Annotated in this window: 21 protein-coding genes; 8 read left to right on the plus strand and 13 right to left on the minus strand. The window is 48.9% G+C overall.

The annotated features are described in order from the left end of the window. Positions 1-618 precede the first annotated feature (618 nt). Together pdhA and SPI9445_RS0118960 are read right to left on the minus strand one after the other, a co-directional pair. Entirely contained in the window at positions 619-1662 is a 1044-nt protein-coding gene (gene pdhA, locus SPI9445_RS0118955) for a pyruvate dehydrogenase (acetyl-transferring) E1 component subunit alpha (protein ID WP_017306355.1), read from the minus strand. Between the two features lie 126 nt (positions 1663-1788). Continuing rightward, a complete protein-coding gene (locus SPI9445_RS0118960; protein WP_017306356.1) occupies positions 1789-2277 on the minus strand; it encodes a GNAT family N-acetyltransferase in 489 nt (162 codons plus the stop codon). A gap of 27 nt (positions 2278-2304) precedes the next feature. On the opposite strand from SPI9445_RS0118960, the gene pheA reads away from it, so the two are divergent. Continuing rightward, positions 2305-3168 carry a prephenate dehydratase gene (pheA, locus tag SPI9445_RS0118965; protein WP_017306357.1) on the plus strand — a complete coding sequence of 288 codons (864 nt, stop codon included), beginning with the start codon at positions 2305-2307 and terminating at the stop codon, positions 3166-3168. Here the strand turns inward: pheA and SPI9445_RS0118970 are convergent. The 9 genes from SPI9445_RS0118970 to codA form a co-directional block, all read right to left on the minus strand. After that, on the minus strand, positions 3165-3806 hold the full coding sequence (locus tag SPI9445_RS0118970; RefSeq protein WP_017306358.1) for an LON peptidase substrate-binding domain-containing protein: 642 nt from the start codon (positions 3804-3806) through the stop codon (positions 3165-3167). The genes pheA and SPI9445_RS0118970 overlap by 4 nt on opposite strands. A gap of 167 nt (positions 3807-3973) precedes the next feature. Next, positions 3974-4291 carry a 30S ribosomal protein S10 gene (gene rpsJ, locus SPI9445_RS0118980; protein WP_017306360.1) on the minus strand — a complete coding sequence of 106 codons (318 nt, stop codon included), beginning with the start codon at positions 4289-4291 and terminating at the stop codon, positions 3974-3976. Between the two features lie 128 nt (positions 4292-4419). After that, positions 4420-5649: an elongation factor Tu gene (tuf, locus tag SPI9445_RS0118985; protein ID WP_026079933.1), complete on the minus strand. Its 1230-nt coding sequence runs from the start codon at positions 5647-5649 to the stop codon at positions 4420-4422. A gap of 29 nt (positions 5650-5678) precedes the next feature. Then, positions 5679-7754: an elongation factor G gene (gene fusA / locus SPI9445_RS0118990; RefSeq protein WP_026079934.1), complete on the minus strand. Its 2076-nt coding sequence runs from the start codon at positions 7752-7754 to the stop codon at positions 5679-5681. A gap of 316 nt (positions 7755-8070) precedes the next feature. Continuing rightward, the gene (gene rpsG, locus SPI9445_RS0118995; RefSeq protein ID WP_017306363.1) at positions 8071-8541 is read right to left on the minus strand and encodes a 30S ribosomal protein S7; all 471 of its coding nucleotides are present in this window, start codon (positions 8539-8541) and stop codon (positions 8071-8073) included. Positions 8542-8853: 312 nt separating this feature from the next. Continuing rightward, entirely contained in the window at positions 8854-9228 is a 375-nt protein-coding gene (gene rpsL / locus SPI9445_RS0119000; protein ID WP_017306364.1) for a 30S ribosomal protein S12, read from the minus strand. Positions 9229-9348: 120 nt separating this feature from the next. Further along, the gene (locus SPI9445_RS0119005; protein WP_017306365.1) at positions 9349-9690 is read right to left on the minus strand and encodes a HesB/IscA family protein; all 342 of its coding nucleotides are present in this window, start codon (positions 9688-9690) and stop codon (positions 9349-9351) included. A 97-nt stretch (positions 9691-9787) separates the two neighbouring features. Further along, on the minus strand, positions 9788-10189 hold the full coding sequence (locus tag SPI9445_RS0119010; protein ID WP_017306366.1) for a phosphomannose isomerase type II C-terminal cupin domain: 402 nt from the start codon (positions 10187-10189) through the stop codon (positions 9788-9790). Positions 10190-10499: 310 nt separating this feature from the next. Further along, positions 10500-11753: a cytosine deaminase gene (gene codA / locus SPI9445_RS0119015; RefSeq protein ID WP_017306367.1), complete on the minus strand. Its 1254-nt coding sequence runs from the start codon at positions 11751-11753 to the stop codon at positions 10500-10502. A gap of 54 nt (positions 11754-11807) precedes the next feature. Between codA and coaD the strand changes: the two genes are divergently transcribed. The 4 genes from coaD (at position 11808) to SPI9445_RS0119040 (ending at position 14996) form a co-directional block, all read left to right on the plus strand. Further along, on the plus strand, positions 11808-12380 hold the full coding sequence (gene coaD, locus SPI9445_RS0119020) for a pantetheine-phosphate adenylyltransferase (protein ID WP_017306368.1): 573 nt from the start codon (positions 11808-11810) through the stop codon (positions 12378-12380). Further along, complete coding sequence (locus SPI9445_RS26205) at positions 12377-12976, plus strand: ATP synthase subunit B family protein (RefSeq protein ID WP_017306369.1); 600 nt, start codon at positions 12377-12379, stop codon at positions 12974-12976. Before coaD ends, SPI9445_RS26205 begins: the two co-directional genes overlap by 4 nt. Positions 12977-13003: 27 nt before the next feature. Then, complete coding sequence (locus SPI9445_RS0119030) at positions 13004-13759, plus strand: hypothetical protein (RefSeq protein WP_017306370.1); 756 nt, start codon at positions 13004-13006, stop codon at positions 13757-13759. Positions 13760-14015: 256 nt separating this feature from the next. Then, positions 14016-14996 carry a TIGR04168 family protein gene (locus SPI9445_RS0119040; RefSeq protein ID WP_017306372.1) on the plus strand — a complete coding sequence of 327 codons (981 nt, stop codon included), beginning with the start codon at positions 14016-14018 and terminating at the stop codon, positions 14994-14996. A gap of 296 nt (positions 14997-15292) precedes the next feature. On the opposite strand, the gene SPI9445_RS0119045 is transcribed toward SPI9445_RS0119040, so the two are convergent. Beyond that, entirely contained in the window at positions 15293-16174 is an 882-nt protein-coding gene (locus SPI9445_RS0119045) for a polyphosphate kinase 2 family protein (RefSeq protein WP_017306373.1), read from the minus strand. Positions 16175-16223: 49 nt separating this feature from the next. Here SPI9445_RS0119045 and SPI9445_RS0119050 point away from each other — a divergent pair, with 49 nt between their 5' ends. Beyond that, positions 16224-18185 carry a bifunctional aldolase/short-chain dehydrogenase gene (locus SPI9445_RS0119050; RefSeq protein ID WP_017306374.1) on the plus strand — a complete coding sequence of 654 codons (1962 nt, stop codon included), beginning with the start codon at positions 16224-16226 and terminating at the stop codon, positions 18183-18185. A gap of 419 nt (positions 18186-18604) precedes the next feature. Here SPI9445_RS0119050 and SPI9445_RS0119055 read toward each other — a convergent pair whose 3' ends face one another. Continuing rightward, positions 18605-19774 (minus strand): GNAT family N-acetyltransferase, encoded by a 1170-nt coding sequence (locus SPI9445_RS0119055; protein WP_017306375.1) that lies wholly within the window; start codon positions 19772-19774, stop codon positions 18605-18607. A gap of 157 nt (positions 19775-19931) precedes the next feature. Here SPI9445_RS0119055 and glgA point away from each other — a divergent pair, with 157 nt between their 5' ends. Both glgA and SPI9445_RS0119065 read left to right on the plus strand, forming a co-directional pair. Next, a complete protein-coding gene (gene glgA / locus SPI9445_RS0119060) occupies positions 19932-21407 on the plus strand; it encodes a glycogen synthase GlgA (protein ID WP_017306376.1) in 1476 nt (491 codons plus the stop codon). Between the two features lie 282 nt (positions 21408-21689). Next, the gene (locus SPI9445_RS0119065) at positions 21690-24323 is read left to right on the plus strand and encodes a DNA methyltransferase (protein WP_026079936.1); all 2634 of its coding nucleotides are present in this window, start codon (positions 21690-21692) and stop codon (positions 24321-24323) included. Positions 24324-24397: the final 74 nt, after the last annotated feature.

Here is a 24397-nt window from a genome sequence, read left to right on the forward strand (position 1 = left end):
ATTCCCGTCAATCCCTCAAACAAAACCGAGGGCTGTTTTGTGCTGGGTTAGTTTATCCAGAGACGGGAACTAGAAATTCCTCTAGTCCTTAGCGTGACAGTGATCCCCATGATCCCCAGACTCCAGACTGGATTCCGAAAATCTGGCGACCCGCCACTGATGAAAGCAATCACTTGCCTCAAGTATAAGAAACATCAACAGATATTGCTGATTTGTTTAATATCCTTAATATAACTTATTCCTGATTTACGAAACGTCAAGAAAATAAAGAAAATATTACGAATTTTCAGAAGGAGTCCGATCCCTGAGATTATAAAAACAGTTCAAATGGGGTCAGCCAATATAAAGACCCTAAATATATATAAGCTCAGTTAATACAAAAAATAACAGACCCCTGTTTTAGCTAATTGACTTTTAGCCCATAAAACAGGGGTCTGTGTTTTTCTGGCGTTTTTCTCAATAGCGAGTGATCCCCTGCGGATATAACTTGATCCCTAGCTGAATAACTGGGCTAGGGAACGGGGAACAGGGGAGTTGATAATTATTCCCCATTACCTATTACCCAATCTTGACAAGTTAAGCTTGTGTGCATTTTATCAAGTCCCATATGTCCCGTATTTAATCCGCGAATATATAACGATAAAGCTCACTAGGATCCGGTTCCGGGCTTTCTTCGGCAAACTTCACCGACTCATTAACTAAGTTTTGAATTTTTTGGTCAATCCCCTTTAAATCCTCCTCAGAGGCTAGATTCCGCTCAATCAATTGCCCAGCGAGCTTTTTAATCGGATCCCGAGAGAGCCAGAACTCTTTTTCCGGCGCGCTGCGTAACTCATCGGGATCGGCGAGAGAGTGGCCTCGGAAACGGTAGGTGAGTGCTTCAATCAAGGTGGGGCCTTCTCCCGCTCTAGCCCGTGCCACCGCCTCTTGAGCCACCTTCCGCACGGCTAAAACATCCATCCCATCCACTTCTACCCCAACCATGCCAAAAACGCTGGCTTTTTTGTAAATTTCCGGTTGAGAGGTCGCCCGATCATGAGCCATGCCAATCGCCCATTTATTATTTTCCACCACATAAAGAATCGGCAACTTCCACAAAGCCGCCATATTTAAACATTCAAAAAACTGCCCATTATTACTGGCCCCATCCCCAAAAAAACAGGCTGTCACTTGGTCTGAGGACTCATCCCCCATCGTTTCCCGGCGATATTTCGATTGGAACGCGGCCCCCGTTGCTACGGGAATCCCTTCTGCTACGAAAGCGTAGCCTCCTAATAAACGATGGGTGCCAGAAAACATGTGCATGGATCCCCCACGCCCTTTACTACAGCCCGTTTCTTTTCCGAACAATTCCGCCATCACCTCCCGAGCAGGAACACCTGCACTTAGAGCGTGGACATGATCCCGATAGGTACTACAGACATAATCCTCTCCGGGGCGCATCGCTTGGATAATCCCCGTTGAAACCGCTTCCTGACCGTTGTAGAGATGGACAAAACCGAACATTTTGCCCCGATAGTACATTTCCGCGCATTTATCTTCAAACAGGCGACCAAGTACCATGTCCTCATAGAGCATCAGCCCTTCCTCTCGGGTAATGTGAAAGGAAGAGGTATCAATCACGGGGAGGGAGCGCTCTGTAAAGGTGTTGGGGTCGTTCATAGGTGCTTCTCGTAAAACCATGTTGTGTTATTGCCGCCCAAGGGAGGGCAATAGGTCATTCTGACATATTTTCCGGGCTTTTGTTTAGTCGGTTTAAGCGACTTTCTCCCGACGCTTCCCGAAGGCCTATTGGCAGGCTGCGCCCAAATGGTCTAAAGCCTCCCCAGCCACACGGCAAATGCGCCAATCGGGGAGGACTTGCGCCCCCATTTTCTGATAAAACGCGATCGCCGACTCATTCCAATCCAACACACTCCACTCAAACCGTCCCGCCCCCCGTTGCACCGCCAACTGTGCCACCGCCTGTAATAAGGCCGTGCCAATCCCCTGACGGCGATAATCGGGTAAAATGAACAAATCCTCCAAATAAATCCCCGGTTGGGTTAAAAAGGTCGAATAGTTGGGGAAAAACAAAGCAAACCCCACCACCTGCCCCTTCCACTCGGCCAGTAGGGTTTCCGCATAGGGGCATTCGCCAAATAAATGCTCCCTCAACGCCGCCTCACACCCCACCACCGCCTGAGACAGTCCCTCATACTCCGCCAAAGCCCGAATCAAAGAAAAAATCACCGGAACATCCGCAGAAGTTCCGGGACGAATGTTTAATGGAAGCATGGATTAATCCCCCTTACTCACGAAACAATGACCATTTCTATTGCTCATCTTGGACCCACAGGAACCTATAGTGAAGCCGCCGCGATCGCCTATGCCAATTGGCTCACTCGCACCACAGGCGAATCCTGCCTTTTGTGTCCCTATGCCAATATAGCCCAAACCCTACAGGCCGTTGCCGACCAACAAACCAACCTCGGAGTCGTCCCCATTGAAAACTCCATCCAGGGCAGTGTCGCCGTCACCCTAGACACCCTCTGGAAACTAGACAGCCTGCAAATTCAAAAAGCCCTGATCCTGCCCGTCTCCCACGCCCTCATCTCCACGAGTCCCACCCTCTTGGACCTCAAAACCATTTACTCCCATCCCCAAGCCCTCGCCCAATGTCGGCAATGGTTAGACCAACATCTCCCCTCCGTCCAACTCGTCGCCACCAACTCCACCACCGAAGCCCTCGAAAACCTCCCCCAAAACCCCCACGCCGCCGCCATCTCCTCCCAACGAGCCGCCCAACTCTACCAACTGCCCATCCTCGTTGCGGATATCAACGACTACCCCGATAACTGCACCCGTTTCTGGGTCGTCGGCCTAGCCCCCACCCACCACGGCAGCCATCTATCCCTCGCCTTCAGCACCGCCGCCAATGTCCCCGGGGCTCTCATGAAACCCCTACAAGTTTTTGCCGAGCGCAACATTAACATGAGTCGCATTGAATCACGACCCACCAAACGCTCCCTCGGGGAATATCTCTTTTTTATTGACCTCGAAGGCAGCCAAGCCGATGAATCCCTACAAAGCGCCCTCGCTGAACTGCCCCAACACACCGCCATTCTGAAAATTCTGGGCAACTATTCCGCCTTCACCATTCGTCAAGGAGAAATGATCGAGGTTTAACTCAAAACATCCTTCAACGCCGTCCGAGCCGCTAAATGATTGCGAGTAGAGGTTAAAATCTCCGATTCCCGCTTTAACCGATCAACCGTGTTTTGCATCTCTAACAACAGTTGTTGTTCTCCGGCCACTCCATACAAATTGCTTGCCACCCAGTACGATAATTCTAGGGGCAAGCTTGGTAAATCTTCGGGTAATTCAATCCGTTGATCCGTGAGTTTGGCGGAAAGATGAACGACATCTCGCAGCAACTGCTCAACTTCCGTGGCCGTTGGTCGTAAATCTTCCTCCGTGGGATGGTCTTCAATCCACTCCACTAAACCCACACGGTAGGGTTTCTCTCGCACATATTCCAAGACCCGAAAGCGTTGTTGTCCCAAAGTGACAATCTTCATCCGGTCATCGGGAAGCCGTTGGAAATGGATAATTTCTGCACAACAGCCAACTCCGGCAATTTGCCCTTGCACAGGGTCAAACATTAACACCCCAAAACGGCGATCGCTCTCTAGGATCGTATTCATCATGATCCGATAGCGAAACTCAAAAATATGCAAGGGCAAAGGGCGACCCGGAAACAAGACCACATCCGGGAGCGGAAACAAGGGAAGTTCTCTAACAGCGATGGAGGACGAGGATGCCATTTTTATTCCGTCTGACGAATCATGAACTGCTTCCCCTTTACTTTAGCAGTTTCCGCGAAATTCCCCATATCCCCCCCTTGGCCTAAACTGACAAATCCGGTAGGGAGACAATATAGCCGAGCTATCCTGCTATCCCTCACCGGATTTCCCATCAGGAGGAGTCCTCCTTACAACTTCACCTCAATATCCACCCCGGCGGGTAAATCCAACTTCATCAAAGCATCAATGGTTTTAGAAGAAGGCTGATAAATGTCGATAATACGGCGATGGGTACGGGTTTCAAAATGCTCCCGAGAGTCTTTGTCCACGTGGGGCGATCGCAATAAACAATAAATTTTACGTTTCGTCGGTAAAGGAATCGGTCCAATCGCCGCCGCATTAGTGCGGTTTGCCGTATCGACAATCTTTTCACAAGACATATCCAGTAAGCGACGGTCAAACGCTTTGAGGCGGATGCGGATTTTTTGTTGTTGTATCGTTGCCATTTTCAGTTTTCAAGGTTCGGGTGAATTGAAACAAGAGTGATCAAAGAGCAGAAAGGAGACTCCCTTCTGCTCCCCAACTGGCTAGAAACTCGCCCAAAGCAGGCAAAATTCCCAGTTAAAACACGGACTTATTTGATGATTTTAGAAACCACACCCGCACCAATCGTGCGGCCACCTTCACGAATAGCGAAGCGCATTCCGGTTTCAATGGCAATGGGGCTAATTAATTCCACCGTCATTTTAATCCGGTCCCCGGGCATCACCATTTCCACCGCGCCGCCATCATCGGCCGTGTAGTCTTGAATCGTTCCGGTTACATCCGTCGTCCGCACATAAAACTGAGGACGATAGTTTTTAAAGAACGGAGTGTGACGGCCGCCTTCTTCTTTAGTCAGCACATACACTTCCCCTTCAAACAGGGTATGAGGCGTAATCGAACCGGGTTTAGCAATCACCATCCCCCGTTCAATTTCCTCTTTTTTCACACCCCGCAGCAGCAGACCCACATTGTCCCCCGCCATCCCTTGGTCTAGGGTTTTTTGGAACATTTCCACCCCAGTCACCGTAGTGCTGCTGGTGTCTTTAATCCCAATAATTTCCACGGTTTCACCAACTTTCACGATCCCCCGTTCAATCCGACCTGTGGCAACCGTCCCCCGACCGGAGATCGAGAATACGTCCTCAACAGCCATCAAGAAGGGCTTATCAACATCCCGTTCGGGCGTAGGGATATAACCATCCACTTCATCCATTAAAGCGAGGATTTTATCTACCCACTCGTCTTCACCCTTAGCAATTTTGGCGTTTTTGGTTAAGGCTTCCACCGCTTGTAACGCGGAACCCGCCACAATAGGAATATTATCCCCATCAAAATCATAGCTGCTCAGAAGTTCGCGCACTTCCAATTCCACCAGTTCCAGTAACTCTTCGTCGTCCACCATATCTTGCTTATTCAAGAAAACAACGAGGTTAGGAACACCCACTTGGCGGGCTAACAGAATGTGTTCACGAGTTTGGGGCATCGGACCATCGGCCGCAGACACCACCAGAATCGCGCCGTCCATTTGAGCCGCCCCAGTGATCATGTTTTTCACATAGTCAGCGTGACCCGGACAGTCCACGTGGGCATAGTGGCGATCTTCGGTTTCATACTCCACGTGAGCGGTATTAATTGTAATCCCCCGGGCTTTTTCTTCGGGAGCCGCATCAATATCTGCATATCCCCGAGCTTTAGCTTTCCCTTGGGCCGCTAAAGCCATTGTGATTGCAGCCGTTAATGTAGTTTTACCGTGGTCAACGTGACCGATGGTGCCGATGTTAACGTGGGGTTTAGTCCTTTCAAATTTTGCGCGTGCCATTGTATTGATCGTTCCTTCTTTCGTTCTAGTTATGCGTTCCCTTTGCTTTTAGCAATGATGGCTTCAGACACATGGCGAGGAACCTCGTCATAGTGGCTAAATTCCATCGAAAAGATACCGCGTCCTTGAGTCTTGGAGCGGATGTCCGTAGCATAGCCAAACATTTCCGCCAGGGGTACTTTAGCAGAAACTTTGGCAAGACCATCTTCGGAATTCATTCCTTCGATTTGGCCTCGGCGAGAGTTCAAGTCACCCATCACATCTCCTAAGAAATCTTCGGGGACTTCAACCTCAACCTTCATCATCGGTTCAAGTAAGGCAGGAGAAGCTTTTTCCACGGCATTTCGCAGACCCATTGACCCAGCAATTTTGAAAGCCATTTCGGAAGAGTCCACATCATGGTAAGACCCATCCACTAAGGTGACTTTAACATCAATTAGGGGATAACCTGCTAAAATCCCAGTTTCGCAAGCTTCTTTAATGCCTTGTTCCACAGCGGGGACATATTCCCGGGGAATTGCACCACCGACAATCTTAGAAACAAACTCGAAACCTGTCCCTGCTTCTCCAGGTTCGAGGTCAAGGACAACGTGACCATACTGCCCTTTCCCACCACTTTGGCGGATGAATTTACCCTCGGCGTGGGAGTTCTGGCGAATGGTTTCCCGATACGCCACTTGGGGTTGTCCGACGTTGGCCTCCACTTTGAATTCCCGTAACATCCGGTCTACGAGAATCTCTAGGTGGAGTTCCCCCATCCCGGCAATTACGGTTTGATTGGTTTCCGGGTCGGTGCTGACGCGGAAGGTGGGATCTTCATCGGATAGGGATTGCAGGGCTTTGGATAATTTATCCATATCCTGCTTGGTTTTGGGTTCAACCGCTACGGAAATCACAGGTTCAGGAATGAAGAGGGATTCCAGAATAATCGGCTGGTTTTCATCACAGAGGGTATCCCCGGTGATGGTATCTTTCAAACCAATGGCAGCCCCTAAGTCTCCCGCTTGCAGTGCGTCTACTTCAATCCGTTCGTTGGATTTTAAGACAATCAGGCGAGAAATCCGCTCTTTCTTCTCTTTAGTGGAGTTGTAGACATAACTTCCCTTGGTTAAGACCCCAGAATACACCCGCAAGAAGGTCAGACGACCATAGGGGTCAGCCATAATCTTGAAGGCTAGAGCGGCGAAAGGCTCCTCATCACTGGCGGAGCGGGTGGCTTCGGTGTTATCCGGTAGCACCCCTTTAATGGCGGGTACGTCGATGGGGGCGGGAAGATAATCCACCACCGCATCCAGCAAGAGTTGAACTCCTTTGTTTTTAAAGGCAGAACCACAGAGGACGGGAACCATCCCGCCTGTGGTGGTGCCTTTGCGAATGGCAGCCCGAATCTCGTCCTCGGTGAGTTCTTCTTCGGCTAGGTATTTCTCTAATAGTTCTTCGTCGGTTTCGGCGACGGCTTCTAACAGTTGAGCGCGATACTCTTCGGCGAGATCTCGCACCTCTTCGGGAATCTCGCCATCTTCAATTTCCGTCCCCAGATCATTGTTGTAGAGCTTGGCGCGCATCCGCACGAGGTCTACAATCCCTTTGAATTCGTTTTCCGCCCCAATGGGAATCTGAATGGGAACGGCATGAGCGCGCAGACGGTCTTTCAGTTGCCCATAAACTTTAAAGAAGTTCGCTCCGGTGCGATCCATTTTGTTGATGAAGGCAATCCGGGGAACAGTATAACGATCCGCTTGTCGCCAAACGGTTTCAGATTGGGGCTGGACTCCACCCACGGAACAGAATACAGCGATTACACCATCTAAAACACGCATGGAGCGTTCTACTTCGATGGTGAAATCCACGTGACCGGGTGTATCAATAATATTAATCTTATGGTCGCGCCAACTGGTACTAATCGCGGCAGCCGTGATGGTGATTCCCCGCTCCCGCTCTTGTTCCATCCAGTCTGTCACGGCGTTTCCGTCGTGAACTTCACCGATTTTATGAACGATTCCAGAATAGAATAGAATCCGCTCTGTTGTTGTTGTTTTGCCCGCATCTATATGGGCGGCGATCCCGATGTTGCGAACTCTCTCTAGCGGGATAGTTCGTGCCACAGCTACTTCCTCCTTCATGTTTTGGCCGAGCTTAGTTCTGCCCGGCGTGTTGTTGCCAAACGACTTGTTACCAAGGGACTTGTCACTAAGGGACTCGTCACCAAGCGACTTTTTGTTGACGGTATATTTACACTATTTACAATTCTATACTTTTTTTAACTTTTTCAGACATAAGCATCCGAGGGTTGAATCAGTATCTTCCAAGTCTTAAGGACTGGTACTGCCCAACGGGAATGAATAAGGGTCTGAACGCCGCTTGCTTGGTTAATTGGGGTCGGTTTTGAGCCATTAATTGGGGTTAATTAATCGGCATCCCTTAATAGCGATAGTGGGCAAAGGCTTTGTTGGCGTCTGCCATGCGGTGGGTTTCTTCCCGCTTACGAATGGCTCCACCTGTCTCGTTGGCCGCGTCCATAATTTCGTTGGCGAGTTTGATTGCCATGGTGCGACCAGACCGTTGCCGCGAATATTGCGATAACCAACGTAAAGCCAAGGTTGTGCCACGATTGGGACGAACTTCCATCGGTACTTGATAGGTCGCACCCCCGACCCGACGGGCTTTGACTTCAACCAAGGGGGTTAGGTTGCGGATGGCCTGTTCAAAGACTTCGATGGGATCGTTGCCTGTGCGTTCCCCAACGATTTTCAGGGCATCGTAGACGAGGCGGGAGGCGAGGGATTTTTTGCCGTGACGCATGATCCGCCGCACAGTCATGCTAATGAGTCGGCTGTTATATACGGGATCCGGGGGAACTTCGCGTTTTTTGACTACGGTGCGACGAGACATAAGAAATCAGTAACCTTAATAAATGACGACTTGTTAGTTGAATAATGGCGTGGGCGGGTCGGAATCTTGCAAGCTAAATTTTGCAATCTTTTTTTAGGTGCTTCTCTGGTTTGAACCCTCGTGAGATGGGGCTGGCCAGGGTGGTTGCTTGGCCCGGAGATGACCTGGGGACTCACCCAAGGGTAGGGTTTAGGACGGGGGAGCTTTGTTGGGTCGCGGGACGAAATGGCTAAATTAAGGATGAACTCTCAGCCATGATGACTCGGCGAGTTATGCTTTCTTTAGTCATTTAAGCTCTTCCCTTAAGCTCTATTATTCTTTGGGTCGCTTGGTGCCGTATTTGGAACGACCTTGACGACGATCTTTAACCCCAGTTGCGTCTAGGGTGCCACGAATGATGTGGTAACGAACACCGGGGAGGTCTTTGACCCGTCCCCCACGAATTAAAACAACGGAGTGTTCTTGGAGGTTGTGTCCAATGCCCGGAATGTAGGCGGTCACTTCAAAACCGGAGGTTAGACGAACCCGTGCGACTTTCCGCAGGGCGGAGTTCGGTTTTTTGGGGGTGGTGGTGTACACCCTTGTGCAAACGCCCCGACGCTGAGGACATTCTTTGAGGGCGGGTGATTTGGTTTTCTTTTTGGCAACGGAGCGTTCACTCCGAATCAGTTGCTGAATAGTTGGCATGAGTTAAGCTGCTGCCTGTTTACTAGCGATTTTCTCGTTGCATGACAGTCTCCCATCATATCTAAATAGGATCGGGTGTGTCAATAGTTTGGGGTTAAGTCTTGGGGGAAGGGGCAGATTTTAGGGGGAGGGGGAAAAGGAATGACCACAGCCGCAGGTGTTGAGGGCGTTGGGGTTGTGGAAGCGAAAACCGCCGCCCATGAGGTCTTCTGAGTAGTCGAGACGGAGGCCTTGGATGTGGCGATCGCTTTCGGCATCAACACAAATCTCAATCCCTTGGCTCTCGTAGGTTTGATCCCCGTCTTGTTGGGAGAGGGCGAAGCTGAGGTCATAGTATAAGGCGGCACAGCCCCCGGGTTTAACTTGGATGCGGAGAGCTAGCTGGGGGCTTGGGCTGGAGGGGGTTTGGGTCGCCTGTAAGCGGCGAATTTCCTTGGCGGCGCTTTCGGTTAGGGTAATCATGGGCAAAGAACAGGAGATGGGGAATCGGGGCGGGTTGGGCTAATTCAAAATGGCGGATTGACCATTAGCCCAATGGGGCGACTCCCTCTAGAGATGTTTAATTCCGCTTGTAGTCGTCTTGGAAGCGGATAATATCATCTTCTCCTAAGTATTCCCCATTTTGCACTTCAATAATCACCAAATTGATCACGCCGGGGTTTTCGAGACGATGGGCGGTACATTGGGGGACGTAGGTGGATTGATTGCTGGTCAAAATTTCCACTTTGTCGCCACAGGTTACTTTAGCGGTGCCGGATACAACAATCCAGTGTTCGCTGCGGTGGTGGTGCATTTGCAGGCTGAGACGATGACCGGGTTTAACTTCAATCCGTTTGATTTTGTAGCCTACGGCATCTTCTAGGACGGTGAAGGATCCCCAAGGTCGTTGGGTGGTGATGTTGTTTTGAGGGGATGAGGTGGACGTGAGAGGGAAGGTAATGGCTTCTTTGGCTTGAACCATGAGTATTTACTCCAAGTCGCTAAAACTATTTGGGGAATGGGGATAATGTGGCTTGCTGCGTGTAGACGGCGATCGCGGCAGGGGTTTGCTCTGTCACGACGATAACAAGGATTTCCTCCCTCTGTCATCTTTTTTAGCTTGAATTTCACAATTTACAGGAATTCTTCATTGATCCCCTCCCTTGCTTTAGCCCAACTTTACACAGATTCTCGGTTGGGATTTCTTTTTTTGTTGCGATCGCCGCTTGGGAACAGAGAAAGGGTGATCCGATTAATTTTAACGCTCCGGGTCTATGCCAGAGCGAGAAGCGTCAACCTAACCACTTCACTTGAGGCGCTGTAGTCACTGCTAATAACTTGCCTTGGGCGACCACATAAACCACCGTTGCCCGTTTACAAATGGCCTCGTAGGGACTCTCAGCATCCAAAACAATTAAATTAGCAGGTTTCCCCACTTCTACCCCATAATCTCCACCACAATTGAGCGTTTTTGCCCCATTTTTTGTCACCATATCATAACAAGCGTCAATCTCCAAACGGCCGGTCATTTGACAAATGTGAATAGCCATGCTTGCTACTTCTAACATATTTCCCATTCCCAAACTGTACCAAGGATCTTGAATACAATCATGGCCTAAACTCACATTTAAACCCCGTTGCCAAAGCTCCTTAACCCGCGTCACTCCCCGCCGCTTAGGATAAGTGTCCGTGCGACCTTGTAGGGTAATATTAATCAAAGGATTGGCAATAAAATTAATTTGACTGCGGTCTAAAAAGCCCATTAATTTATAAGCATAGGCGTTATTATAAGACCCGAAAGCCGTCGTATGGCTTGCCGTGACTTTTTTTCCTAAACCCGTCCGAATGGCACAGGCTGCCACGACTTCTAAAAAACGGGATTGCTCATCGTCAATTTCATCACAATGAACGTCAATTAAACGGTCATACTTTTGAGCCAATTCAAACACCCGCTCGACAGATTTTACCCCATCTTCTCGGGTCAATTCATAGTGAGGAATTCCCCCCACCGCATCCGCCCCCATTTCTAATGCTTGTTCTAATAAACGCTCATTCTCAGGACGACTATAAATGCCATCTTGGGGAAAAGCCACTACTTGCAGGGTCATCCAAGATTTAACCGATTCTCGCACCTCTAGCAGGGCCTTTAACGCCCTTAAACTGGGTTCACTGACATCTACATGGCTTCGCACCCATAACACCCCTTGGCTGGCCTGTTGGCGTAGAGTTTTGAGGGCGCGTTCCTTGACATCTTCTGGGGTTAAATCTTTTTTGCGATCGCCCCAAATTTGAATCCCCTCAAACAAGGTGCCGCTTTCATTCCACCGCGGCTCCCCAACAGTCCCGGCCGAATCCAGATGCACATGAGACTCCACAAAAGGCGCAGAGACGAACTTTCCTTGTACATCAATGGTTTCGGTGGCTTGGTGGGGCAGATGGGGCGCAATGGTGCTAATTTGTCCCCCCACAATGCCAATATTCATCAGTTGAGACTCCCCCAAGAGTCTCCCATTGCGGATTAACAGGTCATAAAACGGCGTTTCCATATTAATTATTCCGTGAGAAAGCGGGCGGCTCCCCCTCAACCGAGGGGCGGTAGAATGATCAAAGTACGCGATTTACCCGAGAATAGCCCTGTGAGAGCCATTTATCCCGGTAGCTTTGACCCCATTACCCTAGGACACCTTGATATTATCGAACGTGGATCAAAATTATTTGATGCCGTCGTGGTGGCCGTCCTGTGTAATCCTAGCAAAAAGCCCCTTTTCCCCGTCAGTCAACGCATGGAGCAGATTCGGATCTGTACCCAACACATCCCCAACATTGAGATCGACAGTTTTGATGGCTTAACGGTAGAATATGCGCGACTCCAGGGGGCGACGGCGCTATTGCGAGGCTTAAGGGTGTTATCAGACTTTGAGAAAGAACTCCAGATGGCGCATACTAATAAAACCCTTATGGACGAAATCGAAACCGTGTTTCTGGCGACATCGAACCAGTATAGTTTTTTAAGTAGTAGTGTGGTGAAGGAAGTTGCTCAGTTTGGCGGCGCGATTGATCACCTCGTCCCCGAGAATGTTGCTCATAATATCTACCAATGCTACAACAAGACCCCCCCCGGAGCAGTGTCGAGTACGATGAGTTCATTGACTACAACGAACCGGAAACTGTGAATTCTGATCAAGGTGTTGAATTTGACGTACAGGCGGAGTTAAACCGTTTAGAGGAGTTAATCCTCGACAATCCCCGCATTCCCTTCACCCGGAAAACCGTGGTGGATGAGGAACAGTTGTTAGATCAACTGGACTTAATCCGGATGAATCTCCCCCGCGCTTTCGAGGAAGCGGTAGAAGTTCTCCGTCAAAAGGAGGAAATTCTACTGCAAGCGGAGGAATACGCTCAAGATATTATTGAGTCGGCTCAAATGAGAGCCGCTCAACTCTTGGATGAAATGGGGATCATCCGTCAAGCGGAAATGGAGGCGACCCAAATTCGCCAACAGGTGGCTCAAGAATGTGAGGAGTTGCAACGTCAGACTCTAGGGGAAATCGAACAGATGCGGATGCAGGCGATGCAGGAGTTGGAGCAAATGCGTCAGGTGGTGATTGATGAGTGTGAGGATATTCAAGATGGGGCGGATGATTATGCCGATGCGGTACTGACTCGCATTGAACAACAATTAACGGATATGTTGCGGGTGATTCGCAATGGTCGTCACCAACTCCGTGGTGAACCCCAGGGTAATTCTTCCGAAGAGTCCAATAGTTAAGTTTATCAATAAGGTGAAGGGGTCAAGATGGCAATTCAGGAGGAAACTTATCGCTCAAAACTGGGGGCTAATCCGGATTTAACAGAACATCAATTGGATCTGGGGCAATATGTGGCGGTGTCTGATGTGGTGGCGGTTTTGTCGGAGTTGGCGCGTCATCCCTCCCAGTTGGAGGCGTTACCGTCGAAGGAGGCGCGGGGCAATCGTTCTCGCTCTCCTCAGTTGCTATCTTTGGAGGAACGACAACGGGGCATCCGACCCAATGCGCCCCACATTCCCACAGCCATGCGGGAAGCGCCGCCTTTGGGGGAGAAGACGGTGGATGAGTTGTCCCAAGAGTTATGGGAGTTAAAGTTAGTTTCTCTGTCCGATGCGGATTATTATGGCCGACAATTGACGAAGTTAAAAAATCGGCTGTGGTGGTTGACGGGGTTGTTGGTGGGTGCGATCGCCTCTTTAAGTGGGGGTTTAGCTTGGACGGCAGTTCATCTCAGACAAGCCGAGCATCAAATAACATTCTATGAGAGTGAGTTAACCACCCAACGACTCCGCATTGAACAGATTGAGGGAGCGCGTTTGGGGGAAATTGAACAGGTGATGCGATCGCTCCAAACTCAAATCCCCGAAAATCTCGGCGAAGATTTAACCAATAATACTCAAGACATTGCCGCCCTCAAAACCCAGTTACAACAACTCGAATCCAAGTTAGCCGCCCAAGATAAGGCACTGTCTGTCTTAATTGGTACGTTACAGGGGATGATTAATTCTCCGGGGAATAGGTAATAGGGAACAGGGAACAGGGAACAGGGAACGGGGAATCGGGAATCGGGAATCGGGAATCGGGAATCGGGAGTCGGGAGTCGGGAGTCGGGAGTCGGGAGTCGGGAGTCGGGAGTCGGGAGTCGGGAATAGTTAATAATTATCAACTCCCCCTCTCCCCTGCTCCCCTGCTCCCCTGCTCCCCACAACAGGACAAATTAAGGCGGGATGCGCTAAGATTTTGATTTGCGTAGAGAGGCGATGCACTAGGGGAAAAATCATGAGCAACGGGAGTCACGGGTTACAGTTTAGGCAAGGAGTTCCTCAATCTTTAACCATTGCGGTAATCGGAGATATTCATGAGCAGTGGGAAATGGAGGATAATGAGGCTCTAGAGCATTTGGGGGTCGATTTGGCGTTGTTTGTGGGGGATTTTGGCAATGAATCCCTCCCGGTGGTGCGTCGTATTGCTCAATTGGGGATTCCCTATGCCGCGATTCTGGGGAATCATGATGCGTGGTATACGGCATCAGAATGGGGTCGCAAGAAGTCTCCCTATGATCATCGTCTTGAAGACCGGGTGCAAGCGCAATTAGACCTACTAGGGGAGGCTCATGTAGGCTTTGGGAAACGGGATTTTCCTCAGTTGGGGGTGTCGGTGGTGGGGAGTCGTCCCTTTAGTTGGGGGGGGCAGGATTGGAAAAATGACCGTTTTTATCGGGAACGCTACGGGATTGAGAATTTTCACCAGTCGGCTCAGTGTATCATGGCGGCAGCACAGGGGACGGCTTGCGAGACGGTGATTTTTTTGGGACATAATGGGCCTTTGGGTTTAGGCGATCGCGCTGAGGATATTTGTGGACGGGATTGGCAACCGTTGGGCGGGGATTTCGGCGATCCTGATTTTGCGGAGGCGATCGCCCATACTCAAACCAGCGGCAAAAATGTTCCCCTCATCACCTTCGGTCATATGCACCACAATCTACGCCACACGAAAGCCCGCCTACGCACCCCCATTAAAGAACGCCATCATACCGTTTATCTCAATGCCGCCTCAGTTCCCCGCATTCGCACCCGCACCGCCCTATTTAACCCCGCCCAAAGTAGCCGTCTGAGCAATTTTTCCCTTGTGAGATTAGAACAGCAAAAAGTCCGTCAAGTGTCTTTAATTTGGGCAGACTGTGAGGGAAATATTGATGAACAAATCCCCCTCTATGAAGCTCCTTCTCTAGCAGATATTAAGGCCTCTTCGATGAGTTAGGGTTAGCTGAATCAGTCCGAGAGTTGGGGGGAGGGGGAGAGGGGGAGAGAGGGAGAGAGGGAGAGAGGGAGAGAGGGAGACGAGGAATTAAGACCTATTACCTAGGGTCTGCTGAATAACACGCCTATGCTAGGCTCAACAAGGGAACAGGGAACTCTTAACAGGGAACAGATCATCTAAAACTGGCACGATTGCCTATTCCCGACTCCCGACTCCCGACTCCCGACTCCCGACTCCCGACTCCCGACTCCCGATTCCCCATTCCCGACTCCCGACTCCCGACTCCCTAAATCTTCTCAATCTTGCTCTTGTTCCAACATCTTTTGAGCATGAGCAATGTGTTTTTTATGTTCCTCCGTCACCACAGGATAATGTAAACCTAAACGGTCTAGGTAATTATAAATAATTTGACCCACCGTAAGGCGAGAAAACCATTTATGATCCGCCGGGATAATATGCCAAGGCGCAAATTCCGTGCTGGTGTAGTTAAATACCTCCTCGTAAGCATAAATATAAGAATCCCAATACGCTCGTTCCTTTACATCATTTTCCGAAAACTTCCAGTTCTTATCCTTCCGCTCAATCCGTCGAAAAAACCGCCGTTTTTGTTCTTCTTTCGACACATACAAAAAGAACTTAATCACCACAATTCCATTTTCAACTAAATACTGTTCAAAATTATTAATCTGTCGAAAACGCCGCTCCCAAATGCCATCACCCTTGGCAAGAGGGGGTAATTTCTGCTTGTCGATTAACTCAGGATGAACCCGAGTCACTAACACATCTTCGTAGTAAGAACGGTTAAAAATACCAATGCGTCCCCGTTCCGGCAAAGCTTTAAAATAACGCCACAAATAATCATGATCTAACTCTTCCGCCGACGGTTGTTTAAAACTAAACACCTGAAAGCCTTGGGGATTAATCCCAGACATGACGTGCTTAATTGTGCTGTCCTTCCCGGCCGCGTCCAGCGCTTGGAATAAAATCAAAACCCCATAGGTATCTTGGGCGTAGAGTCTGCCCTGTAAGTCCGAAAGCTTCTCGACAATTTGCGCCAGTAATGCTCTCCCTTCTCGTTTTTTCAGGCCGCTTGGAGTAAAATCCGTTTGATAGTCTTTCGTGAGGGAGACGGTGCTGTTAGGGGGAACGATAAAGGAGGGAATTTGTGTTTTTTTCATCGTTTAATATGAAATACTAAGGGCAAATCTGATTACAAAAAGGGGTTCTATGCAAAGTCTTTGGACGGCCGAAGAAGCGGCACAATATCAAACGGATTTAGCCTTACGGGTTTATACTTCTCAACTGTTGGGACGAGAGCCATCCTTAGTGCTGCATGGGGGGGGCAATACTTCCGTTAAGGTGCGGGAGCAAAACCTACTGGGGGAAGAAGAGGACATTCTCTATGTTAAAGGGAGTGGGTGGGATTTGGCGACCATCCAAGAGGCGGGTTTTGCTCCGGTGCGGATGCCCCACTTGCTCAAATTAGCGCAATTAGAGCAGCTTTCTGACCCTCAGATGGTGAATGAGCTAAAAACCCAAATGACCCGGGCAACGGCTCCCTCGCCCTCGGTGGAGACGATTCTTCATGCTATCCTCCCCTACAAGTATGTGGATCATACCCATGCGGACGCGGTGATCACGGTCACGAATACGGCTACAGGTTTAGAACGGGTGCAGGAAATTTATGGCGATCGCGTTGTTATTATCCCCTATGTGATGCCGGGGTTTGATCTCGCCCGGGAATGTGCGCGCCGCTTCAAAGCCCAGGCCGGCCCCCAAACTATCGGTATGGTACTAATGAATCATGGAATTTTCTCCTTTGGGGAAACCGCCCAAGAATCCTACGAACGGATGATTGAGTTAGTCAGTTGGGCAGAGGATTATATTACCCGACAAGGGGGAACCCTCCCCCCCGTGACTCAAGAGGTGCCAGAAACCTCTCTCGCGGCCGATTTAGCCACCTGTCGTCAGCAACTCTCCCAAGCGGCTGGCTTTCCCGTGATTCTCTCCACCACCCGCACGGCGAAAACCCTGCACTTTGCCCAACGGGAGGATATTGGGGACATTTCCCAACAGGGTCCAGCCACTCCAGATCATGTGATTCGCACCAAACGTTTACCCCTCGTGGGGCGAGATATTGCCGCTTACGCGGCCGCCTATGAGGGCTATTTTCGCGCCCACGCCAGCGCCGAGTTGAAAATGTTAGATCCCATTCCCCGGGTGATTTTAGACTCAGAATGGGGCCTCTGTACCGTGGGAAAAACGATTAAAGAGGCGGCCATTGTGGCAGATATTTATGACCACACGATGGACATAATCGCCGCGTCCACCCAGTTGGGGGGCTATCAGGCACTCCCGGCGAAAGATATTTTTGCGGTGGAATATTGGGACTTAGAACAGGCGAAACTCCGTAAGGGCGGCAATCCTCCCCCCTTTACTGGGGAGGTGGCCTGGGTGACGGGGGCGGCTTCTGGGATTGGGAAAGCTTGCGTGGAATCCCTGTTAAAACGGGGGGCGGCCGTAGTTGGCTTGGATCTGAATCCGGCCATTGAGTCTCTTTGGGAACGTCCGGATTTTTGCGGGGTGGCCTGTGATGTGACGGATTTGGATCAGGTGATGCAGGCCGTAGAACGGGGAGTCCGGCGCTTCGGGGGGATGGATATGTTGGTGCTGAATGCGGGGATTTTTCCGGGGGGATGTGCGATCGCCAATCTCAGCGATAGTGAATGGCGCAAAGTCCTGTCCGTTAACCTCGATGCCAATTTAGCCCTGATGCGGGAAGCGCACCCCTACCTCAAACTCGCTCCCCAAGGTGGTCGAGTGGTGGTTATTGGCTCCAAAAATGTCCCCGCCCCCGGCCCCGGTGCGGCCGCCTATTCCGCCTCGAAAGCGGCCTTAAATCAACTGATGCGCGTGGCCGCCTTGGAGTGGGGGAAAGACAACATCCGCATTAATTCCGTCCATCCCAACGGAGTTTTTGATACCCAAATCTGGACAGAGGAAGTGTTAGCCAATCGAGCGCAACATTACGGTTTAACGGTAGAAGCCTATAAAACCAATAATGTTTTAGGGGTGGAAGTCACCAGCCATTCCGTGGCTGAAGTCGTGGCCGAACTGTGCGGCGATTTATTCGCTAAAACCACGGCCGCCCAGATCCCCATTGATGGGGGCAATGAGCGAGTAATTTAGGGTCTGCTGAATAACTCTGCTGGTGGGGCTAGGGAACGGGGAACAGGGAACAGGGAATAGGGGGAGAGGGGGAGCAGGGGAATAGCCAAACCGACTCCCGATTCCCCAACTCTCGGACTTATTCAGCAAGCCCTAATTTAGCTCATCGTCGGGAAGCCCCGCACTGTACGTTCGCGTTCACTTCGTGACGCTTCGCGAACGGGGATGTCCCTAAAAAGACATCTAGAGCCTCCCATAGAAACAGGAAAGCCTCATAGTAATATGGGGAAGCCCGCACCGTACCCCTAGGGTCGGTGTCGGGAGGATGTCACGCTTGCAAGGGTCTATTGTTCCCCCCTTCCAAAGGGGGGCTAGGGGGGATAAGTCCCTTGAATGGGGGGCTAGGGACTCAAGATCAACACTCCATTCTCCCAAATCCCCTAAAACATATCAGGCATAGCAGGCACAGGGAACGCGAAGACTTGAGAGGCGATCGCAATTTCCGCCTCCTCCCCCTCCAACTGCCCCCAGTAACTCAATTGTGCCGCACTATATAACCCACTGTACAACGGCGCTAGACCGCGAATAGTCAGCCGCAAACTCCCCCGGCCCCCCCGTTTCACCCGTCCTTGCCCCCCCGCCACTTCCAAGACAAAACAGCCTTGATTTTCCCCAATTATCGGATCCTCAATGGCTAAATGTAACTCCGTTGTGATGAGGGAAGGATAGGGGCGCAATTCCAGCGCTAACGGCACATTAACAATGCGCAAAAACCACAACTCACTCGAAAGGATTTGAGCCGATTGTTCCGGCAACAGTGCTAAACGCGGGTCAATCATACCCCCATACCAGCGACAGTATTTTAACTGGGAACGATGGAGGGAGAGAAAATGCCAGAGCGTGCGCTGCGCTTCATTCGTCAGGGCGGCCCAGTCGCAAATATCCAAAATCCGTTCCGCAGCGTGCGATCGCTGACTCAAGACAATATAGCCCTCTAACTCCCCCACCCCATAGGCGAAAACCTGCCCCTCTTGCGGATTTAACGTCATCTGCCACAGCGCCGGATGTCGATCCAAATACCCCGAACAACGCGCCGCAAACTGCCGATATACCCCCTCACAATGCCCTAAAATCTCCTCACCCTCCAACGGCACCATTGGCAAACTGCCCTGAATTCCCGCCCAGCCCTCTAACGGTATCTGCCAATAACAACGAGTTCCCCCCTGTTCATAGCCCACACTCCGATACAAAGGCCCAGTCGCCGCATAGAGCGCCGACAAGGGGAACTCCCGCTCATAAACCTCCCCTAACGTCTGCTCCATCAAACACCTTGCCGCCCCTTGTCCCCGATACTCTGGAGCAATCCCCACCGCCGCAATCCCCGCCAACGGTAGACATTTCCCCCCCCACCACTGCCCCATCGGATACACCACCAGGCCCCCCACAATCCCCTGCACCCCCCGCAAAACCCGAAAGTTGTCTAAACCAATCATCCGGGAATAATCTAACCAATCGCTTTTCAACACCCGGAAAGATTGACAGAGAATATCCCCCAAGCGCTGACAGTCCTGCTCATCCTGTAAACTGCCGAGTTCGTAAGATTGACCCATCGTTCTAAATTGCGAGACAGTATCTTAATCCAACATAAACCAAGTTTTCACAATTTCCTGTCCCCCTTTGGGGTTTGCGGCATTCTGTGTAATACATTATAAAAATATAAAAAATTGTAAAGGCGGAATTCGTCCAGCAAACAGTTGAGGAGTGAGTATGTACATTGTTCAGGTTGCCTCAGAATGCGCTCCAGTCATCAAAGCGGGTGGCTTAGGGGATGTGGTCTTTGGCTTGAGTCGAGAACTAGAGATTCAGGGTCATGCCGTGGAAATCATCCTCCCCAAGTATGATTCTATGCGCTATGACCATATTTGGGGACTCCATGAAGCCTATGCCAACTTGACCGTCAACTGGTACGACGGGGCAATTCCCTGTACAGTGTATTGCGGGTGGGTCTACGGACGACAGTGTTTCTTTATTGAACCCCACTCCCCCGATAACTTCTTTAATCGGGGTTGTTATTACGGCTGTTTAGATGATCATTTACGTTTTGCCTTTTTTAGTAAAGCCGCTTTAGAATTTCTCCTGAAAACCAACAAGCGCCCCGATGTGATTCACTGTCATGATTGGCAAACGGGTTTATTACCTGTCATGCTTTATGAGATTTATAAATATCATGGCATGGATACCCAACGGGTTTGTTACACCATCCACAACTTTAAACATCAAGGTATTGCTGGCACAAATATCCTCTGGGCAACGGGATTAAATCGCGAAACCTATTACTTTGATTACGAGCGCTTACGGGATAATTTTAACCCCTTTGCCATTAACTTAATGAAAGGAGGAATCGTTTACTCCAATTATTTCAATACCGTCTCACCCCATCACGCTTGGGAAGCCCATCATACGGATATTAGCTATGGTTTGGGCGAGACAATTAGAAAACATCAGCATAAATTTGGCGGGATTCTCAATGGCATTGATTATGATGTCTGGAATCCTGAATCCGATCGCTATCTGCCCTACCACTACAGCCCGACTAATCTCAAAGGCAAATTAATGAATAAAAAAGCCCTACGGGAGCGACTGTGGTTAAGTCATGATAATAAACCCTTAGTGGCGTTTATTGGGCGCTTAGATGAACAAAAAGGCGTGCATTTAGTTCACCACGCGATCTACTATGCTCTCCATAAAGGAGCGCAGTTTGTATTACTAGGATCTGCCACAGAACCGGGGATTAATGCTTGGTTTGCCCACGAAAAAGGGTTTTTGAATGATAACCCAGATTGTCATTTAGAATTAGGCTTTAATGAAGAACTTTCTCACCTGATTTACGCGGCCGCCGATATTATCGTAGTGCCGAGTAATTATGAACCCTGTGGACTGACCCAAATGATTGGGCTACGCTATGGTGCTGTGCCTGTGGTGCGAGGCGTTGGGGGGTTAGTGAGTACGGTTTTTGATCGGGATTATGAGCAATATAAACCGGAGGAAGAACGGAATGGTTATGTGTTCTATCAAACTGATAATCAAGCGTTAGAATCGGCAATGGATCGGGCGATTGATTTATGGTATAAAAACCCCAAGGATTTCCGTCAATTGGTGAAGCAAGGGATGACCTATGATTATTCTTGGAATCATCCCGGGACGGCCTATGTAGGAGTCTATGATTATATCCGTCACCGTTAAGGGTTATAATATAACCATCCCCGTTGAACCGATGTTAATATTCTTGGAACTCTAGAATATTTTATAGGGGCAATTCATGAATTGCCCCTATAATCACCTTCACTTTAGCGTTCATATTAGCGTTCATAAATGAGATTAAGATTTCCCTAGGATGGGTCGATTATTGTTGGTTCATCAGGATTTTAGCGATTCATTGTGTTATGTTACCTAAGTTATTAGGTCTGACACACCCTACCCACCTGATTTTAACTTACAAATTAACACTAAATTTCTAAAGTCATTGTGCCAAGCTTGTCCACTATTGAGACGTTAAAAAAGATTAACCATCAACCCTACTATCAAACCCATTTAGGCGCGGCCTATTGGGGGAATAGTTTAGACTTGATGGAAGAATTACCCGAGGAAAGTATTGATCTTATATGTACATCTCCTCCCTTTGCCTTACTGCGTAAAAAAGAATACGGCAATGTTGAGGCTAAAGATTATATCCAATGGTTTAAACCCTTTGCCTCTCAATTTTACCGTATTCTGAAACCTCAAGGATCTCTCGTGATTGATATTGGTGGAACGTGGCAGAAAGGGATTCCGGTGCGCTCCCTTTACCATTTTGAATTAGTGATTGAACTGTGTAAACCGAAGCATCAGGGAGGACTGGGTTTCTACCTCGCTCAAGAACTTTTTTGGTATAATCCCGCAAAACTCCCCACCCCAGCTGAATGGGTCACAGTGCGTCGTGAACGGGTGAAAGATGCCGTGAATACGATTTGGTGGCTCTCGAAAGATCCTCATCCTAAAGCCAATAATAAGCGGGTTTTGCGTCCCTATAGTGAGGCGATGCAAAACTTATTAAAAAATGGCTATCAAGCTAAATTAAGACCGTCGGGTCATGCTATTTCTAAAAAGTTTAAACGAGATCGAGGGGGGGCAATTCCTCCCAATATTATCCCGGATTTAGAATTTGGCGAATCCCCTTTAATTGGTCAACCTATATTGGGAGAATTTAACTGGATTTTACAACAGGATTTAATCCAACCTGTTAATGTAATTGCGGCCTCTAATACGGCTTCTAATGACTACTATCAACGACGGTGTAAAGAAGCGGGAATCAAACCTCATCCAGCACGGTTTCCTCAAGCGTTACCGGAGTTTGTGATTGGACTTTGTACAGAACCGGGAGATTGGGTGTTAGATTGTTTTGCGGGGTCTAATACAACAGGCCGAGTGGCTGAAACGTTAGATCGGCATTGGTTAGCCTTTGAGTTAGAGGAAAATTACCTGAAGGCCTCACAATTTCGCTTTGAGCAAGATGCTCCCTTATTAGTTACACCTCGCATCAATCGAGATAATTTAAAAGTTGAAGCGTTAAAGTTAGCCCCTGATTTCAGTGACAGAAATTCAGAGGCGCAAGAAACGACCCATTATCAGTTAAATTTATTCGATTTGTATCAGCAAACTATGCAGGCTAAAAATTTAAAGTTCACCTATGGTCATCAATTTGAACCTAAAAGGATGAATTTGATTGATTTGGTTGAGTTATGCCGCTCTAATCAGCCCAATCGCAGAACGTTACAGGAAGCAATTGCCCAAACCTATTACAGTCAACATTCTGCCAAAAATACCCCACAAAAGGCTGAGAATCAGCGCAAGTTAGCAATGAACACATTCTTATCCTTACGGGCTTATCAATTAGTCGAATCTGATTCAGAGGATGAATGGCAATATCAAGTTTCTAATCAGGGGTATCAACTTTTAGAAGCGCAAGATGATCCCCAAGAAGTATTGAGAATTTTTGCGCGTCATATTCTAACCCATTTAACAGGAATGTCATTATTAAAAGCCATTGACGCAATCCAGAGTCGGGGAGAGCAACCCCAATTAGATTTAATTGGTTATGAGTTGCAAGAAATGGGGTATTCTATCTCGCCGAATGCCGTGTATGTTAGCACTATGCGACAATGGTTACAGCAAGCGGGGGTATTTGAAAAAGCCTATGAGATTAACTGGGATAGAGTCTATGATATTTTGGAACTTGACAAGGATTATATTGATGAACTTTACACGCTCACCCCACAACAAAAGTATTTTCTCTTAGCAATGCTTCAGATGAGTATTGTTGAGTTTACGCCCTGGAATGAAATGGTTAAATATACGGGAAGTGTCTATAAAGTCCGATTTCCGAGCAAGTCTTTTGTTAAAGATGTGATTCAACCGTTGGTTAAGGTGGGATTGATTGAGACGGACAAAACAACCCAAGGCAGAGGAGCAAAACCTAATCGAGTGAAGTTAACGGCTAAAGCGCAAAATGAATTATTGTCTAAACTCTTAGCGTCTATGGCAGATTTAACGGAACTCTCGACAACGGAACTCAATCGTAGTTTTGAGGATGTGGTTCAAGAGTTAGAGCATCCAGATAAATACATTAAGGGTAAAGCGTTGGAGTTATTGGCAATTTGGATGATTCGTCTAACCAGTTTACGATTTACGCAATGGCGCAAACGAGACTATGAAACAGGTCAAGGGGAGGTTGATGTTTTAGCGGCATCGGATCGTTTTGTGTATCATCGTTGGCAAATTCAATGTAAAAATACGAAGCGAGTTGATGTGGAAGTTTTGGCGAAAGAAATTGGCATGACTTTTGTGACAGGGGCCGATGTTGTGATGATTGTTACAACGGGGGAATTTACCCGAGATGCTTTACAGTATGCCTATCGCATGATGGATGTTTCTCGCTACTATATGGTTTTAATTCAAAAGGAAGATATCGAGGCGATTAAGCAGGATAAAACCAGTATTATCAAAATTTTGGATCGACGGGCGCGGCGAGTCTTTGCGAAAAAGGAGTTGGGGATGGTGGAGACGGATGTTGATGGGTGGGAAGCGGAGGAAGGGTTACTGGTGGATGGTGAGGAGGAATGAGCGAGGGACTTTTTTCTCTAAGCTTTAAGAAATCTAGTCTGTTTTGCGATTTCTCCTACTCTTTGAGAAAATAG

The sequence above is a fragment of the Spirulina subsalsa PCC 9445 genome, assembly GCF_000314005.1.
GTDB lineage: Bacteria > Cyanobacteriota > Cyanobacteriia > Cyanobacteriales > Spirulinaceae > Spirulina_A > Spirulina_A subsalsa.

Excerpts from the sequence above, each read along its gene's own strand:
- rpsL (WP_017306364.1), bottom strand. The coding sequence starts at position 9,228 with ATGCCAACTATTCAGCAACTGATTCGGAGTGAACGCTCCGTTGCCAAA.
- glgA (WP_017306376.1), top strand. The coding sequence starts at position 19,932 with ATGTACATTGTTCAGGTTGCCTCAGAATGCGCTCCAGTCATCAAAGCG.
- rpsJ (WP_017306360.1), bottom strand. The coding sequence starts at position 4,291 with ATGGCAACGATACAACAACAAAAAATCCGCATCCGCCTCAAAGCGTTT.
- SPI9445_RS0119050 (WP_017306374.1), top strand. The coding sequence starts at position 16,224 with ATGCAAAGTCTTTGGACGGCCGAAGAAGCGGCACAATATCAAACGGAT.
- SPI9445_RS0118970 (WP_017306358.1), bottom strand. The coding sequence starts at position 3,806 with ATGGCATCCTCGTCCTCCATCGCTGTTAGAGAACTTCCCTTGTTTCCG.
- rpsG (WP_017306363.1), bottom strand. The coding sequence starts at position 8,541 with ATGTCTCGTCGCACCGTAGTCAAAAAACGCGAAGTTCCCCCGGATCCC.
- SPI9445_RS0119045 (WP_017306373.1), bottom strand. The coding sequence starts at position 16,174 with ATGAAAAAAACACAAATTCCCTCCTTTATCGTTCCCCCTAACAGCACC.
- SPI9445_RS0119055 (WP_017306375.1), bottom strand. The coding sequence starts at position 19,774 with ATGGGTCAATCTTACGAACTCGGCAGTTTACAGGATGAGCAGGACTGT.
- codA (WP_017306367.1), bottom strand. The coding sequence starts at position 11,753 with ATGGAAACGCCGTTTTATGACCTGTTAATCCGCAATGGGAGACTCTTG.
- SPI9445_RS0118960 (WP_017306356.1), bottom strand. The coding sequence starts at position 2,277 with ATGCTTCCATTAAACATTCGTCCCGGAACTTCTGCGGATGTTCCGGTG.
- SPI9445_RS0119040 (WP_017306372.1), top strand. The coding sequence starts at position 14,016 with ATGAGCAACGGGAGTCACGGGTTACAGTTTAGGCAAGGAGTTCCTCAA.
- tuf (WP_026079933.1), bottom strand. The coding sequence starts at position 5,649 with ATGGCACGCGCAAAATTTGAAAGGACTAAACCCCACGTTAACATCGGC.
- SPI9445_RS0119010 (WP_017306366.1), bottom strand. The coding sequence starts at position 10,189 with ATGGTTCAAGCCAAAGAAGCCATTACCTTCCCTCTCACGTCCACCTCA.
- SPI9445_RS0119005 (WP_017306365.1), bottom strand. The coding sequence starts at position 9,690 with ATGATTACCCTAACCGAAAGCGCCGCCAAGGAAATTCGCCGCTTACAG.
- pdhA (WP_017306355.1), bottom strand. The coding sequence starts at position 1,662 with ATGAACGACCCCAACACCTTTACAGAGCGCTCCCTCCCCGTGATTGAT.
- coaD (WP_017306368.1), top strand. The coding sequence starts at position 11,808 with ATGATCAAAGTACGCGATTTACCCGAGAATAGCCCTGTGAGAGCCATT.
- SPI9445_RS0119030 (WP_017306370.1), top strand. The coding sequence starts at position 13,004 with ATGGCAATTCAGGAGGAAACTTATCGCTCAAAACTGGGGGCTAATCCG.
- pheA (WP_017306357.1), top strand. The coding sequence starts at position 2,305 with ATGACCATTTCTATTGCTCATCTTGGACCCACAGGAACCTATAGTGAA.